This is a genomic window from Pseudactinotalea sp. Z1739, assembly GCF_049725055.1.
Classification (GTDB): Bacteria; Actinomycetota; Actinomycetes; order Actinomycetales; family Beutenbergiaceae; genus CALKWS01.
Genome location: NZ_JBMPQA010000013.1, coordinates 91,872 through 107,591 on the forward strand (window position 1 = coordinate 91,872; position 15,720 = coordinate 107,591).

Annotated in this window: 15 protein-coding genes; 10 read left to right on the plus strand and 5 right to left on the minus strand. The window is 69.2% G+C overall.

Annotated elements, in window-relative coordinates:
• Nucleotides 1-18: 18 nt before the first annotated feature.
• From ACO0LV_RS15805 to ACO0LV_RS15825, 5 genes are all read right to left on the minus strand, one after another.
• Nucleotides 19-1,437, minus strand: a complete 1,419-nt coding sequence (locus ACO0LV_RS15805; RefSeq protein ID WP_424788877.1) for a plasmid pRiA4b ORF-3 family protein — start codon at nt 1,435-1,437, stop codon at nt 19-21.
• Nucleotides 1,438-1,519: 82 nt separating this feature from the next.
• Nucleotides 1,520-2,449: a GNAT family N-acetyltransferase gene (locus ACO0LV_RS15810; protein ID WP_424788878.1), complete on the minus strand. Its 930-nt coding sequence runs from the start codon at nt 2,447-2,449 to the stop codon at nt 1,520-1,522.
• 162 nt (nt 2,450-2,611) lie between these two features.
• Nucleotides 2,612-3,766, minus strand: a complete 1,155-nt coding sequence (locus ACO0LV_RS15815) for an acyl-CoA dehydrogenase family protein (RefSeq protein ID WP_424788879.1) — start codon at nt 3,764-3,766, stop codon at nt 2,612-2,614.
• A gap of 48 nt (nt 3,767-3,814) precedes the next feature.
• Entirely contained in the window at nt 3,815-5,083 is a 1,269-nt protein-coding gene (locus ACO0LV_RS15820; protein ID WP_424788880.1) for an AGE family epimerase/isomerase, read from the minus strand.
• Nucleotides 5,080-5,859 carry an SDR family NAD(P)-dependent oxidoreductase gene (locus ACO0LV_RS15825; RefSeq protein ID WP_424788881.1) on the minus strand — a complete coding sequence of 260 codons (780 nt, stop codon included), beginning with the start codon at nt 5,857-5,859 and terminating at the stop codon, nt 5,080-5,082. The genes ACO0LV_RS15820 and ACO0LV_RS15825 overlap by 4 nt, the downstream gene beginning before the upstream one ends.
• 50 nt (nt 5,860-5,909) lie before the next feature.
• Here ACO0LV_RS15825 and ACO0LV_RS15830 point away from each other — a divergent pair, with 50 nt between their 5' ends.
• From ACO0LV_RS15830 to ACO0LV_RS15875, 10 genes are all read left to right on the plus strand, one after another.
• A complete protein-coding gene (locus ACO0LV_RS15830) occupies nt 5,910-6,662 on the plus strand; it encodes an IclR family transcriptional regulator (protein ID WP_424788882.1) in 753 nt (250 codons plus the stop codon).
• A complete protein-coding gene (locus ACO0LV_RS15835) occupies nt 6,662-8,242 on the plus strand; it encodes an acyl CoA:acetate/3-ketoacid CoA transferase (protein ID WP_424788883.1) in 1,581 nt (526 codons plus the stop codon). The genes ACO0LV_RS15830 and ACO0LV_RS15835 overlap by 1 nt, the downstream gene beginning before the upstream one ends.
• Nucleotides 8,243-8,357: 115 nt before the next feature.
• Complete coding sequence (locus ACO0LV_RS15840; protein WP_424788884.1) at nt 8,358-9,419, plus strand: TRAP transporter substrate-binding protein; 1,062 nt, start codon at nt 8,358-8,360, stop codon at nt 9,417-9,419.
• Nucleotides 9,419-9,988, plus strand: coding sequence for a TRAP transporter small permease (locus ACO0LV_RS15845; RefSeq protein WP_424788885.1), 570 nt, complete (start codon nt 9,419-9,421; stop codon nt 9,986-9,988). The genes ACO0LV_RS15840 and ACO0LV_RS15845 overlap by 1 nt, the downstream gene beginning before the upstream one ends.
• The gene (locus tag ACO0LV_RS15850) at nt 9,985-11,271 is read left to right on the plus strand and encodes a TRAP transporter large permease (RefSeq protein WP_424788886.1); all 1,287 of its coding nucleotides are present in this window, start codon (nt 9,985-9,987) and stop codon (nt 11,269-11,271) included. Before ACO0LV_RS15845 ends, ACO0LV_RS15850 begins: the two co-directional genes overlap by 4 nt.
• Before the next feature lie 4 nt (nt 11,272-11,275).
• Entirely contained in the window at nt 11,276-12,046 is a 771-nt protein-coding gene (locus ACO0LV_RS15855; protein ID WP_424788887.1) for an enoyl-CoA hydratase/isomerase family protein, read from the plus strand.
• 152 nt (nt 12,047-12,198) lie between these two features.
• Nucleotides 12,199-13,308 (plus strand): acyl-CoA dehydrogenase family protein, encoded by a 1,110-nt coding sequence (locus ACO0LV_RS15860; protein ID WP_424788888.1) that lies wholly within the window; start codon nt 12,199-12,201, stop codon nt 13,306-13,308.
• Complete coding sequence (locus tag ACO0LV_RS15865; protein ID WP_424788889.1) at nt 13,301-13,726, plus strand: MaoC family dehydratase; 426 nt, start codon at nt 13,301-13,303, stop codon at nt 13,724-13,726. The genes ACO0LV_RS15860 and ACO0LV_RS15865 overlap by 8 nt, the downstream gene beginning before the upstream one ends.
• A gap of 10 nt (nt 13,727-13,736) precedes the next feature.
• Entirely contained in the window at nt 13,737-14,924 is a 1,188-nt protein-coding gene (locus ACO0LV_RS15870) for a mandelate racemase/muconate lactonizing enzyme family protein (protein ID WP_424788890.1), read from the plus strand.
• 32 nt (nt 14,925-14,956) lie between these two features.
• A complete protein-coding gene (locus tag ACO0LV_RS15875; protein ID WP_424788891.1) occupies nt 14,957-15,694 on the plus strand; it encodes an SDR family NAD(P)-dependent oxidoreductase in 738 nt (245 codons plus the stop codon).
• Nucleotides 15,695-15,720: the final 26 nt, after the last annotated feature.

The window sequence follows — 15,720 nt, forward strand, 5'->3', positions numbered from 1 at the left end:
GCACGTGCCGCATACGCCTCAGGCGCGTAGCGCCGCGATCAGCAACTCTCGCCCGTGAGCGGTGGGGGTCCAGAGCAGGTCCCCACGGGAGTGCGGAAGCACATCACAGCGTCGCAGCACCGTCAGGGTCAGGTAGCCCCCCAGGCGCACGTCCAGCCCGTCGACCAGGCCCTCATCGGTGCGCCAGCCCAGCGCCGAGACCGCATCGGCGAGTCTGTGGTCCACCCGGCGCCGCTCCCTGCGCAGCCGGTCGGATCGCTCCGCCGGCTCCAGGGCATCGAATCGCGTCACCAGTTCCGGCTCCGCCACGGGTTGCCCGGCCAGGTCGAGCATCATCACCATGGCGCAGGCCCGGTCGAACTCGGTGCGGCCCAGCGGCAGCCGGCCCACCACGTGCCGCCACAGCGCCACCGGGTCGTCCATGAGACGCTTGCCGGCGGCGGTCAGCGACAGCGTGCCCTTGGCCTTGCGCGCCAACCCGAGGGCCTGGACCGTCTCACGGAATTCGGTCACCCGGGGTGAGTGTGACTCCCGGTTGTGGGCGCCGGGACCCTCCCGGTGCAACTGCAGCCGCTGTGCCACGGCCGCCACGTCGGCCGGCCGGAGGAATCCGGCGGAGGTCAGTTCCAGGCCGTCGGTGCTCACGTGCCGCAGGAACCAGATGAGCGGGTCCATCATCGCCACGCAGGCATCCGGGTCAAGCCGGTTGGTGTGATCCAGACGCGCGAGGTGGGCCATCCGGGTCAGCAGCACCGAGCCACGCGCCTCCGCCTCGGCCATCACCTGCGACAACGGTGCACCGATGGGGGGCAGGGGCGTGGTGACGGCACGGACCCGGGCGTCTGCGGTCCGGACGTCGAATCGGTCCAGCAGGGCGAGGATCCGGGCCGGCTCCCGGGAGCCGAAGGTGAGGTGGATGACCTCCCGGACCCCCTCCTCCAGATCGGCATCGGGGTCCTGGGCCAGTGCGGTCAGGTTCCGCCGCAGGTGCATGTAGCCGGGGGCTCCGCCGCAGTCCTCCGGCGGACCGGCGCGTTCTCCGCCCACGACGTGCGCTGCGTCGTCGTCGGCTGCCTCCTCGGTGACCTCCACCACGGTGAGGCTGTGCTCCCAACCGTCCCCGAAATCATAGAGATACGTCGCCCGCGCCCCCTGGGCCGGCAGCAGATCGGCCACGGTGGCCTCGGCTTCCTCCTGCACCGAGGGCGCTTCCGGGAGCGGGGGGTCGAACACGTCCGGGGACTCCTGCCAGACCTGTACGTGCCCTCCGGCAGCGGTACGGCGGAAGGCGTGCAGATGGGCATCCATCCACCCCATCGCCTCCTGCAGCACGCAGTGCAGGACCGGGAGCGGTTTGTCGGCACCGATGCGCACCTCCCGCCAGATCGGCGGGGTGACATCGTCCAGGTCAATCCGGACACGGTAGGTGGTGGGCACCGCCCCATCGTGCCCCACCTGAAACCGGATCGTGGCCGGATCGGAACTGCAAACCGCACGCGCTACCGGCGGCGCGATTCGCTCAGCCGACGTCGCGGATGTAGCGGGAGATCACCCGCACCTCCTGGTAGCCCACCGAGCGGTAGAGACGGTCGGCGCCGGTCGGGCTGGTGGAGTCCACCTCCAGTTCACTGACGCGGTACCCGGCGTCGCGCGCCGCCCGCAGGGCCGCGATCAGCACGTCCTTGGCCAGGCCCTGGCCGCGCACCTCCCGGCGCGTTCCGACCAGGTTGATGTGCACAACCCCGGGTTGGTGCTCCCCCGCGATCGCGTAGGCCAACACCCGGTCGCCGTCGCGGATCACCCGCGAGAGTTCTGGCCGCACGGTCGACATGGTGGCGAAATGCTGCCAGTCCGAGGCGGATATCTCACTGTGGTTGCGGTGGTCACGGAAGGAGTCGTTGTGCGCCTCGCGGATCGCATCCTGCGTCGCCACGTCCGGTGCGACGGCGCGGGTCCCCGTGCCCGGGTCGGCCCAGGAGGCCAGGTCCACCTCCATGGTCAGGAAGGAATTGTCCGGGGTGTACCCGAAGGCCTCCAGGAGACGCTGGGTGGGTGAGCCGGCCAGGTCCCCGGAGGTGCGCAGCCGCACCGGAGCGCCGGGGAACCGCGCCCCGGCCAGGGCCAAGGCGCGCTCCTGCAACCAGGTGAGCAACTGCGTGCCCAGGCCCTGGCGGCGGTGGTCGGGGTGGATGTGTCCGTGCGTGCCCATCAGGGCCCGGCCCTCCACCAGCGTCTCGCGGCTGGACACCACGCCGGCACCGATCAGGTCCGTGCCCTTCCACACACTCATGGTGTCGGTGCCCCGATCGAATCTCGGTTGGTTGAGGAAGTCGGCCTGGGCGCCCTGGGTGATCACCTCCCCGGTGCCATCGGCGAGGGCCACGGTGTTGTTCAACTCCGTGGCTGCCGCAACATCGTGCAGGGTCAGAGGCCGCCAGATCAGGTCCACGGCGTCGACCTTAGCCTGCCCGCGAACCGCAGCGGACCGGGGCGTGGGTTGGGACACGCACGCGCCAACCGACGGGGTCAGCCGCCTGGGGGGAGCCCGGCGGGCGTCGACCCGGGCGAGCCCACCGGAGCGTGGTCAGACGAGCCCGCCGATCCCATGGGTTCACGCGCGCCGGCCGAGCAGGTCCCGGGAGATGATCAGGCGCTGCACCTCGCTGGTGCCCTCATAGATCGTGGTGACCCGGGCGTCGCGGTAGAGCCGTTCGGCGGGCACCCCCCGGATGTATCCGGACCCACCCAGGATCTGCACGGCATGCCCGGTGGCGCGCACCGCCGTCTCGCTCGCGAACAGCTTGGCCATCGAGCACGCGACCCCGGCCTCCTGACCGGCGTCCAGACGCGCGGCGCCGGACTCCAGCAGCAACCTGGCGGCCTGATACTCGGTGGCCATGTCCGCCAGGGTGAAGGAAACGGCCTGGAACGCCCCGATCTGCTGGCCGAACTGGCGCCGGCCCACCGCGTACTCACGGGCGGTGTCCACCGCTGCGCGGGTGATGCCGTTGGCCAGCGCACCGATCCCCAGGCGCCCCTTCTCGAGCACTGACAGGACCGCGCCGAAGCCGGCTCCCTCGGCACCGAGCATGGCGGTGGCGGGCAGGCGGACGTCCCGGAACACGAAACCGCCCACCGGGGAGGCCCGCTGGCCCATCTTGTGCTCGGTGTACGCGCGCTCCACACCGGGCTGGTCCACGTCGACCAGGAACATCGACATGCCACCGCGCTTGCGCTTGGACGCATCCGTGACGGCCAGCACCATCGCGAAGTCGGCCACCGGTGCGTTGTGGATGAAGACCTTCTCCCCGTTCAGTACCCAGTCATCGCCGTCGCGGCGTGCCGTGGTCGCCAGCCCCCCGAGGTCGGAACCGGCTGCGGCCTCGGTCAGTGCGTAACTGCAGCGCCGCGCGCCGGCAAGCAGCCCGGGCAGGTACTGCTCGCGCTGGCCGGGCGTGCCGTGCGCCACCAGCAGCGAGGCCACCAGTTCCACCAGGCCGCACTGGTCGGCCACGCTGGCGTATCCGTAGGAGAGTTCCTCCATCACCGTGATGTAGTCGGCGACTGTTCCGCCGGCACCCCCGTGGTCCTCATCGACGGTGATACCAAGGAGTCCGAGCCCACCCATCTCCTGGTAGATCTCGCTCGGGAAGCGTTCGGTCTCGTCGAGTCCGGCCACCACCGGGGCGATGCGGGCTGCGGCGAATTCGCGCACCATCTCCCGCAGGTCGTCGCTGGCTCCGGTGAGGTCGGGGGGCGCCGTCATGGGATTCTCCTTCGGGGTGACGGTCGCGTCCGCGCCGTCGGTTCGGGGCTACTGCTGCCGATCGGTTGCGCCGCGGCCACGCCAGCGCCCGCGGGCAGGTGGTTCGGGAAGGTGGACGGTCGTGGCGGCCAGCGCCCCGGCCAGCGACCGTGCGGGGGGGAGGACCGGCAGCAGGCAGGCCTGCACGGCGTGGTAGATGTCTGCCTTGCCGGGCCTGATGCGGGTGGACGGGGTCAGGTCCGGGCCGAGTTCGTGGTGCCAGGAGCCCCCGACGGTATCCATGTGGTGTTCCCGGGCGTAGCGCCACCACCGCTGCAGCCAGGTGGGGTACTCGAGCAGTTGGGTGGTCTGACCCAGCACGCTCGCGGCTGCGAGCGCCTCGCACAGCACCCAATGCAGCCGGTTGCGCACGATCGGCTCACCCTGCCAGTCGACGGTGTAGACGAAGCCCTCCTCGCCGTCGACCGCCCAGGCGTCGGTGACGGCGCGGTGGAACAACTGCTCGGCCGCAGCGGTCAGATCGGCATCGTCTCGTCCCAGGTGCACCAGCAAGCGGGCCCACTCGAAGGAGTGACCGGGCGTGGCGCCGTAGGGTTTGAACGGATCCTCGCGCTGGTCCGCGTTGTGCTCCAGGTCGGGCTGCCATTGTTCGTCGTAGTGCTCGGGAAGGCGCCAGTCGTGGTCGCGGGCGGCCGCAACCATCCGCTCGGAGATCCGGTGGGCCATCTGCGCCCAGCGCCCGTCACCGGTGGCATCGGTGGCGGCGAGCAACGCCTCCACCCCGTGCATCGCCGAATTGGCCCCGCGGTAGGGGCTCAGGGTGGTGAACGTGCGGTCCCACTCCTCCACCAGCGCGCCCTGGGCCTCATCCCAGAACCGGTCGGTCAACACCCCCAGTGCTTCCTCCAGCAGGTCACGCCCACCGCGCACGCCGGCGAGGGTGGCCGAGGCCGCCGCCAGCACCACGAAGGAGTGGGGGTAGGCCCACTTGGTCGGTTGCACCGGCTCCGCGGTGGTCTCATCGACTGCCGTGAACCATCCGCCGTGGTCGGCGTCGCGGAAGACGTCGTTCAGCGCAGCGATGCCGTGGCGCACCATCTGCGTGGCGCCGCGGTGCCCGGCGAGCGCGCCGAGTGCGTAGGTGTGGGTCATCCGGCAGGTGACGTACAGCATCCGCGGGCGCCCGGGCATCGGCACACCGGTGGTGTCGAGCCATCCGAACCCGCCATGGGGCAGCCGCGCGCCGGTACCGAAGTCCAACAGGTGGGCGGCCTCGGTGAGCATCTCCTGGCTCAGCCCCGCGATCGGCGTGGTCATGACATCACCCCGCCACCGTTGACGTGCACCGTCTGGCCGGTGATGAAGGAGGCCTCGTCGCTGAGCAGGAACCGCACCGCCGGGGCCACCTCAGCGGCGCGGCCGAACCGGCCCTGGATCATCCTCGCGGTCTTACGGGCGCGCCACTCCTCGGGGTAGCCGACCGTCATCGCCGTCTCCAGCGGTCCGGGCGCCACGGCATTGCACCGGATATTCGGGCCCAGTTCGTGGGCGAGGGCGCGAGTCAGGCCGAGCAGGCCCGCCTTGGACGCGGTGTAGGCGCTGGCCTGTGATCCACCGTTGTAAGCCAGTTGGGAAGCGATCGAGACGATCGCGGCCGAGGGTTGGCGGCGCAGGTAGGGCACCGCGATCCGGGTCACCCGGTGCGCCCCGTCCAGATTCACCGCCATCGTGCGTTGCCACACCTCATCGGCGCGGGCGTCCTCCACGCCGACCTCGTGCAGCACCCCGGCATTGTTGACGACGGCATCCAGGCGGCCCCACGCCCGCTCAGCGGCTTGCATTCCCGTGAGCACCGACGCCTCCGAGGTGACGTCCAAAGCCACGGCGTGCACGCCGTCGTCGGTGGTGGGCACGGCCTGCAGGTCGGCGGCCACCACACGGGCGCCGGCCGCGCGCAACGTGCTGATCAGTGCGGTGCCGAGGGCCCCGCCGGCACCGGTGACGAGCACCACCTGGTCGTCCAACCGGGCGAACGCATCGGGCACGTGGGAGTCGGAAGGATGACCCTCGGCAGAGGGGGTGGATCGCATCATGTCTGCATGTTACCGTCTATCTTCTACTGACCGGGAGGGCTTTCCGTCCGATGGAAACCAACAGCATGCTGGCGAAGGGGCTGCGCGTTCTGCAGCACCTGATGCAGCATCCGCACGGGCAGGGCGTCAGCGCCATCGCTCGCGCCCAGAACCTGCCGGTGAGCACCACCCACCGGATGCTGACGACCCTGGTCGCCACCGATTGGGTCACCCGTTCCCCCTCGGCCACCTACCGGCTCGGACCGCAGATGTTCCTGGCCGTGGAAGCGGTGCACGCCTCCAGTGGGCCGAGCGACATGCACGCCATCCTCACCGACCTGGCCGACAGCGTCGGCGAGACCGTGATCCTGGGCACCTTGATCGGCAAGGAGTTCATCTACCTGGACGTGATCCACGGACCCGGCATGCTCGGCATCAAGGGCAGCGTGGGTCAGCGTGGTCCGCTGCACTGCACCGCGATCGGCAAGGCCCTGCTCACGTCCCTGCCGGAGGCGCAACGGGCCGAGTTGATCGGGTCGCTGCAACTGGAGAGTTTCACCCCGCACACGATCACCAACAACGCCGACCTCATCGCAGAGGTCGACCGGAGCATCCAGCGCGGGTACACCGAGGCCAACGAGGAGAACGAAGCCGGCGTCACCTCGATCGGCATCCCGCTCTCCGTGCAACACGACCCCGATGGCCGGTACGCCATCTGCGTCTCGGCGCCGACCCAGCGCACCGCACCAGAACGCCGGCGCGACTTCCTGGCTGCTCTGACCCGCTGCCGGGAATTGCTACGCACTGCAGGAGTGAGTCCCTGATGAGTCTTGCCCCATCCGTTCCCGCCTCCTCCGAGGTCGCCCACCCCAAGGGCCAGTGGAGTCCCAAGCCGGTGCTGTCCGCGGCCGAGGTCGCCGCGCGCATCCCGACCGGTTCCACCGTCTTCGTGGGCGGTTCCGGCGGAGGTCTGCAGGAACCGGGCCGACTGTTGGCCGCGCTCGAGGAACGCTTCACCACCGAGGCCGCTCCGACGTCCCTGACCATCTGGCACTGCTCCGGTATCGGCGACCGGGAGAGCACCGGATTGAACCACCTGGCGCACGAGGGCCTGGTCAAGCGCGTGGTGGGCGGGCACTGGGGCATGGCGCCCAAGATGGCCGACCTCGCCCAGCGTGACGTGATCGAGGCCTACAACCTCCCGCAGGGAGTGATCGCCCAGTTGCTGCGCGAGACCGGCGGAAAGCGCCCCGGCCTGGTCACGGGCGTGGGCCTGCGCACCTTCGTGGACCCGAGGGTCGAAGGTGGCCGGCTGAATGCGGTGACCACCGAGCAGATCGTGGAACTGGTGGAACTGGCGGGCCAGGAATACCTGTTCTACCCGGCGCCACACATGGACGTCGCGTTACTGCGGGCCACCTGCGCCGACGAGTTGGGCAACCTCTCCTTCACCGAGGAAGCCTCGATGTTGGAGGCCTTCTCCGCAGCCCAAGCCGTCAAGGCCAATGGCGGAAAGGTCTACGCCCAGGTGAAGTACCTCACCGAGGCCTACGCCATGCACCCCCACACCGTGAAGGTTCCCGGTGCGCTGGTGGACGGCGTGGTGCTCGCCCCGGATCAGCCCCAGACCTCCCGGCAGTACTACCAACCGGCCTTCACCGGTGCGGTGCGCGCTCCGGCCACCAGCCTGCCGGGGCTGCCGAAGGGGCCGCGCCGGGTGGTGGCCGAACGGGCCGCAGAGGAACTCACCCCCCACTCGGTGGTCAACCTCGGCGTGGGGATGCCCGACGGGATCGCCCAGATCGCTTCCGAACGCGGCCTGACCAAGAAGTTGGCGTTCGCGGTCGAACACGGCCACATCGGCGGAACCCCTGCCGGAGGCGTGGAGTTCGGTGCGGTCTACAACCCCGCGGTGAGCATGGACGCGGCCTACCAGTTCGACTACTTCGACGGCGGCGGGTTGGACATCGCCTTCCTCGGCGTGGCCGAGGTGGACCAGTACGGCAACGTCAACTCCTCCCGCCCCAAGGGAGCGATCTCCGGGGCCGGCGGATTCATCAACATCACCCAGGGCACCAAGCGCGTGGTGTTCTGCGGTTCCTTCACCGCCCTCGGCGCCAGATTCGACATCGGCGGCGGCCAGTTGCGTGTCACCACCGAAGGTCAGGTGCACAAGTTCGTTGAGGAGGTCGCCCAGATCACCTTCAGCGCATCCCGGGCCCGCGAGTTGGGCCAGGAGGTTCTCTATGTCACCGAACGCGCCGTGTTCACCCTCGGCGACGAGGGTCTGGAACTGATCGAGATCGCTCCCGGGATCGATCTGCAGGCCGACGTCCTGGACCGGATGGACTTCACCCCGGTTGTCCGCGACGTAGCCCTGATGGACCCCGCGTTCTTCCAGTAGGCCCTTCCGTGCTTATCCTCTGACCCATCCAGACAGCACCAACCCAGCAGCAACCCAGCACCAATCCACGCACAACGCACCCCACAGAAGACTCACTCAAGAGAGGTTCACTCCCATGACCAAGTCCATGACCCGCCGCGCACTGGTCGCGACCGCGGCCGCAGCCGCGCTCGTACTGGCCGGATGCAACGGCGACAACGGCGACGACAACGGCACCGGTGACACCAACGGAAACGGAGGCGGCGGTGGCGCCGAGGCCGAGTTCGTCCTGACCGCCGGGCACCAACTGGCCGTCGATACCCCCTTCGACGAGGGCCTGAACCGGTTCGCCGAACTGGTGGAGGAGAAGACCGAGGGCCGTGTAGTGGTGGAGACCCACCCGAACGCGGCACTGGGCAACGAGACCGAGATGTTCCAGGGCATGCAGTCCGGCACCATCGACGTGGGCATCATCGCCCCCGGTTCGATCGGTGAGTTCGCACCGGAGATGTCCATCCTGTCGGTGCCGTTCCTGATCAACTCCCAGGAACAGCGCGACGCCGTCATCGAGGGAGACATCGCCGCCGGACTGGCCGAGAACCTGGCCGAGACCACCGGAACCCGACCGCTGACCTACTTCGGCGGTAGTTTCCGGCAGTTGTTCTTCACCGAGCCCGCCGAGTCCCTCGACGACATCGAGGGCCGGCTGCTTCGCGTGCAGCCCTCGGCCGTGCTGACCGACTCCTTCGCCGCGATCGGCCTGGAGCCCACCGTGGTGGCCTACAACGAGCTCTACAACGCACTGCAGCAGGGCGTCGTCGAGGGCGCGGACAACGAGGCGGTCTTCATCGACTCCCAGAAGTTCTACGAGGTGGCCCCCTACATCCTGCGGACCAACCACGAGGTGACCATCCGTCCGCTGCTGATCTCCCAGATGACCCTGGACAACCTCGGTGAGGAACTGTCCGCGCTGGTGATCGAGGCCGCCGAGGAGGCCGGCGAATTCGAGCGCAACCTCGAGTCCGAGGTCGATGGTGAGATGCTCGACGACCTCGCCTCGCGTGATGGCGTGGAGGTCATCGACGTGGACACCTCGGGTGTCCAGGACGCCGTCGAGGACGTCTGGTACGACTACGCCGAGCAGTGGGACGCGGTGGACACCCTCGAGCAGATCATCGCGCTGCGTTCGGAGGGCTGATGCTTCGGCGTCTCACCGACGCGCTCTACAAGGTCGCGGTCGCCCTCAGCGCCTTTGCGCTGGCGGTGATGGTCGCCGTCGTCGCGTACCAGATCCTGGGCAGGTACCTGCCCTTCCTCACCCGCGCGCTGTGGACCGAGGAGATCGCCCGGATGTGCCTCATCTGGTTGGTCTTCCTCGGCGCAGCGGTGGGGGTACGCACCTCGGAGCACTTCCTGATCGACCTGATCCCCAAGAGCCTCGGGGACCGGGCCCAGCGTGTCATCATCACGCTGGGCCTGGCCCTGGTCACCGTGATCGCGGTGGTGTTGTTCATCGGGAGCGTGTCCTTCGTCGAGACCGGCACGGGGCGGACCTCCACTACCTCGGGGATGTCGCTGGTGTATACCTTCACCGCCCCGATGGTCTCCTCGATCCTCATGGTGCTGTTCTCCATCGAGGTCTGGTGGGAAGGCATGCGCCGGCCGGACAAGGGCGGTCTTCGGCTCGACGAGGAAGCCCTGATCGAGCCGATCACGAGCGAGACCACGCACCCGAACGAGGGAACCAAGGGGGGTGAGGTGCGATGAGCGCGATGGCCGTCATGATCATCATCCTCACCATCTTCCTGCTCGCCAGTGCCCTGCGGGTGCCGGTGGCGTTCGGCCTGTTGCTGGCCTGTGCGCCGTTCCTGCTGCTGCATCCCCAACTCAGCACCGAGTTGATGGTGCAGCGGATGTATGCGGGCCTGGACTCCTTCATCCTGCTGGCGGTTCCGTTCTTCATCTTCGCCGCCTCGATCATGACCGCCTCGGGGATCACCGAGAAGCTCATCGACTTCGCCCGCGCGACGATGGGTTGGATCCGCGGTGGTCTCGGAATCGTCAACGTCGGTGCCTCGATCGGGTTCTCCGGTATGTCCGGGTCCTCCACCGCCGATGTGGCCGGTACCGGTTCGGTGCTGATCCCGCAGATGATCAAACGCGGTTACCCCGCCGGCTTCACCGTGGGTATCACCGCGGCCTCGGCCGTGATCAGTTCGGTGATCCCACCGAGCATCCAGCTCATCGTCTGGGGTTCGTTGACGAACACCTCCATCGGGGCGCTGTTCCTTGGCGGCATCGTGCCCGGGTTGATGATGGGGGTGGGCATGATGATCGCCGCCTACATCGTGGCCCGCAGGAAGAACTACCCCCGGGACTCCTCGTTCAAGGCACGTGAGGCCGGGCGCACGTTCCTGCGGGCGGTGCCCTCACTGGGCATCATCGTGATCGTGCTGGGCGGGTTCCGCCTGGGATACGTCACCGCCACCGAGGCGGCCCTGCTTGCGGTGGTCTACTCGCTCTTCCTGGCCCTGGTGGTCTACCGCACCGTAAGCCTGCGCGACCTCGGCCGGGTGCTGGTGTCGGCAGCCAAACTCACGTCCGTGGCCCTGTTCGCCCTGGCCGCGGCCACCATGCTGGCCTACGTGCTGACCCTGTACCGGATTCCGCGGCTCTTCCAGGGGCTCGTGGATGCGGTCCCGGGCTGGGCGCTGCTCGGGGTGATCGTGCTGATCCTGTTCGCGATCGGGTTGTTCATGGACGCGCTGCCGGCCATGGCGATCATGATCCCGGTCCTCGGTCCGGCCGTGGTGCTGGCCGGGATCGATCCGGTGCACTACGGGATCGTGGCGGTGATGACCCTGGCCCTGGGTCTGATCACCCCACCGGTGGGGCTGTGTCTGCTGGTGGCTTCCTCGATCGGGAAGATTTCCGTGCTCTCCGCGGTCAGACCCATGATGCCGTTCTTCTTCGTCATGGTCCTCGTGGTGGTGCTGTGCGTGGTCTTCCCCGAACTCGTGTTGTTCCTGCCGAACCTGATCGGGATGTGATGAGGTGATCGACTCCGGAACGCCACTGGTGGAGACCGAACGTAACGGCTCCGCGGTATGGGTGCGCCTGAACCGGGAGGGCAAACTCAACGCCCTGAACCGGGAGATCCTGCACGGGTTGGACCGGGTGCTGGATCAGGTCACCGAGGCCGCTGCCGGCGATGAGCCGGTACGGGCGCTGGTGATCACCGGGGCCGGCTCGCGGGCCTTCAGCGCCGGGGCGGACCTGAAACAGGTCAAGTCCGCCGGTGGCACGCAGTTCCACGCCGACAACATGGGCGGGCATCGCCTCTTTGCCCGGTTGCGTGCCCTGCCGGTGCCGGTGATCGCCGCGATCAACGGCGTGGCGTTGGGCGGCGGGCTGGAACTGGCCCTGGCCTGCGACATCCGGGTGGCGGTGGCCGGCGCCCGCCTTGGCCTTCCGGAGGTCAAGGTGGGGGTGCTCCCCGGTTGGGGTGGCACGTGGCGGTTGGCCGAGGCCGTCGGGGCGGCCAAGGCCAGGGAACTGGTCCTGACCGGGGAGTTGATCGAGGCCGATGCGGCCGCGCGGCTGGGCTTGGTCAGCAGCGTGCACGACGACGAGGCCGCCCTGGGCGCCCGGGTCGCCGAACTGACCGGGCTGCTCGAGCAGACCAGTGTGGCCGCCGTCGGGCACGCCAAGGCGCTGCTGAACGCCCGGGAGGATCCAGCCGGCGTACACGCCGCCGCCGAGACCGGATACGTGGCGGCGTTACTGGGGACCGACCACTTCGGGGCTGCCACGGCCGACTTCTGACACCCCGTGCGGGCCCTGTCCCCGGAGGGACCGCAGGAACTCCCCCGCCCGAGGCGGGGGAAGGATCCGGGGAGCCGATCCGGCCGCGAGGCCGATATGACCGCGGGGAACCCTGGCGAGGATGCGCCGGGAGCGTCCCGGAAGGAGAACGCATGGATGAGGCACAACTTCTCACCCGGCTAGAGACCTGGTGCGCCGAGCGGCTGCCGTCCTACGGCACCGATTTCTTCCCCGGAGCCTTGCACGAGCTGGCCGACCTCGGCTTGCAGTCGCTGCTGTTCGACGGCGAGGAGCTCAACCTCGACCGCGGACTGCTCGTGCACGAGACCAGCGAACGCCTGGCCCGGGTGATGCCGGGCCTGGCCGTGGCCACCAGCGTGGCCCGGCTGCACGCCTACCTGCTCGCCAAGTACGCCCAGCCCCGGGTGCGCCGGAAGTACCTGGAGGCAACCAAGCGGGCGGAAGCCTTCGGCGGGTTCGCCATGACCGAACCACATGCGGGCACCGACGTGCGGGCCATGCGCACCGTGGCGGTGCGCCGCGGAGATGAGTACGTCCTGAACGGGTCCAAGAGCTGGATCGGCCTTGCTCCGGTCTCCGACTATGTGATCGTGCTGGCCAAGGAGGGCCATGACGGGCGTGACGCCGACACGATCGCCCTCGTGGTGGAGATGGACTCCCGCGGCGCAACCGGCGCACCCGGCCCGGCGCTGTCCGGCGTGCTGGGCATGCCCAACGGCACCCTGGAGTTCACCGACGTCGTTGTTCCGGCGCAGAACCTGCTCACCTGTGACGGCTTTGCGGGGATGATGGACGGGTTGAACCTGGCCCGCATCGAGGCCGCCTCCTACTCCTGCGGGCTCATGTACCGCGCGCTGGAACTGGGCACCGGGCGCGCCGGCTCGCGCGAGGCGTTCGGCAAACCGCTCAGTGCGCTGCCGAGCATCCAGATCAAACTGGGCCGGATGTGGACCGACTACCGGGCCGCCCGCGAGCTCACCCTGGCCGCGGTGGCCTCGTTCGCCGACCAGCCCGGAGGCGACCGGGACCTGATCTCGATGGCGAAGCTGTTCGCCTCCGACGCCGCCCGCCGGCACACCGACGAGGCGATGCAGATCTTCGGCGCAGCGGGCCTGGCCCAGGACGCCCAGGTGTGGCAGTTGCACAACGACGCCAAGGTCATGCAGATCTTCGATGGCACCAGCGAGATCCACGAGACGATGCTCGGCCGCCGGGCAGTGAAGGAGTTCACCCATGTCTGAGCGCACCTGGCTCCCCCCGGTGGGGGCACGGGCGGAGTTCCGCAAGACCGTCGGGGAGACCGATGTGACGCTCTTCGCCGGCCTCACCGGCGACTTCGCCCCGCAGCACATCGACGCCGAGTACATGCGGGCCCGCCCCGAGGGCCAGCGCGTGGCGCACGGGGCGCTGACGTTGTCGCTGGCCTCGACCGCGGCGTCGAAACTGTGCGCCGACCACGGGCTGACGGCGCTGTCCTACGGGTATGACAAGGTCCGCTTCCTGGCGCCGGTGTTCCTGGGCCAGACCGTGCGGGTCCAGTACGAGGTGGAGTCGGTGAACCCCGAGAAGCAGACCGCCTACTGCCAGGTCCGGGCCAGCACCGAGGACGGCCGGTTGTGCATGGTGGCCGTGCACGTCCTGTACTGCTACCAGGACTGAGGGGCCGGTTATGCGCATCGCGGAGATCTCGACCCATGTCCTGCGCGTGCCGCTGGGCGAGCAGCGGTTCTACTCCTCCCAGGCCGCTTTCGGTGAGCGCAAGAGCCTGCTGGTGCGGGTGGTGACCACCGATGGCCTGGTGGGGTGGGGTGAGGGCGGGCAGTACGGCCCGGCCGAACCGGTGGCCGCCGCCATCGAGCACGTGCTGGGTCCGCTGCTGATCGGGCGCCGGGCCGACCAGCCGGTGCGCCTGTGGGAGGAGTTGTACGCCTTCAGCCGCGACTTCGGTCGCAAGGGCACCTACATCGAGGCGATCAGCGCGCTGGACATCGCCCTGTGGGACGCCTGGGGCAAGTCGCTGGACCGACCCGTGCACGCACTGCTGGGAGGGGCGCATCGGGACAGGGTCGGTGCCTACGCCACCGGCGGGTACTACAGCGACCGCTACGCCGACCAGGCCGCCGCGATCGCCGAACTGCGCGAGCAGGCCCAGACCTACGTGGGCAGTGGATTCAACGCGCTGAAGGTCAAGATCGGCCTGCTGCCGGTGGCCCTGGATGCCCAGCGGGTGGCCGTGGTGCGCGAGGCCATCGGCACCGACATCGACCTGCTCGTGGATGCCAACCACGCCTACAACGCCGCCACCGCCATCCGGATGGGGCGGGCACTGGAGGACCAGGGAGCGCTGTGGTTCGAGGAACCCGTGGTCCCCGAGGACCGGGACGGCTACCGGCGGGTGCGCGATGCCCTGGACGTCCCGATCGCCGGCGGCGAGGCGGAGTTCACCCGGTACGGCTTCCGCAGCCTGCTCACGCACGGGTGCGTGGACATCATCCAACCCGATATCTGCGCCATGGGCGGGTTCAGCGAGTTCACCAAGGTGCTCGCGCTGGCGAGCAGTTTCGGGGTGCTCACCGTGCCGCACGTGTGGGGTTCGGGAGTGGCGCTGGCCGCTGCCACCCACGCCCTCGCCGTCATCCCTGCGACGCCACACACCTACGCCCCGGTTCCGCTGGAGAACGCCCCGGTGATCGAGTACGACCGCAGCCCCAACGCCCTTCGCGATGACCTGCTCACCGAGGGGTTCCCCCTCACCGACGGCTCGGTCGCGGTGCCGCAAGGTCCGGGGCTGGGCGTGCAGATCGACGAGGATGTGCTCCGCCACTACACCACGGCCTCGGCCACGGTGAGTCGCTGAGCCAGTCCGCCGCCTGAAGAACGGAGCAGCACGTGCCACACCAATTCGACGGCCTGACCGCGATCGTGACCGGCTCGACCACCGGGATCGGGTACGCGGTGGCGCGAGCCTTACTGGACCGGGGCGCCCGGGTGCTGTGCAACTCCAGGTCCAGCGACTGGGAGGGCCCCGATCTCAACACGCAGTACGACGACGCCGCTTACCTGCGCGCCGACGTCACCGTGCCCGGCGAGGCTGCCGACCTGGCCCGGGCCGCGGTCCAGCGCTGGGGCCGCGTGGACATCCTGGTGAACAACGCCGGGGTGACAAGGCAGATCGCCCACGACGACCTCGCCTCGGCCACCGATGAGGTCTGGACGGCGATGTTGCAGGGCAACGTGCTCGGGGCGTGGCACATGGTCCAGGAGTGCGCGCCACTGATGCAGCAGCAGGGCGGCGGCAGCATCATCAACATCACCTCAATCGCCGGGGTGGAACTCAGGGGTAGTTCGATTCCCTATGCGGCCATGAAAGCCTCCCTGAACCACACCACGAAGTTGCTGGCCAAGGCCCTGGCGCCGACCGTGCGCGTCAACGCGGTGGCACCGGGTTTCATCGACACCCGGTGGACCGCGCGGTGGCCACAGGCCCGTGACGGTGCGGCCGCCCGCTCGCTGCTGGGCAGGACCGGTACGCCGCAGGATGTGGCGCAGGCCTGCCTGGCGCTGCTGGGGCAGGACTACGTCACCGGCACCGTGGTGCCCGTCGACGGCGGCGCTCACCTGGCGTAGCATCCGGGCCGTACCGGCGTCGTGCC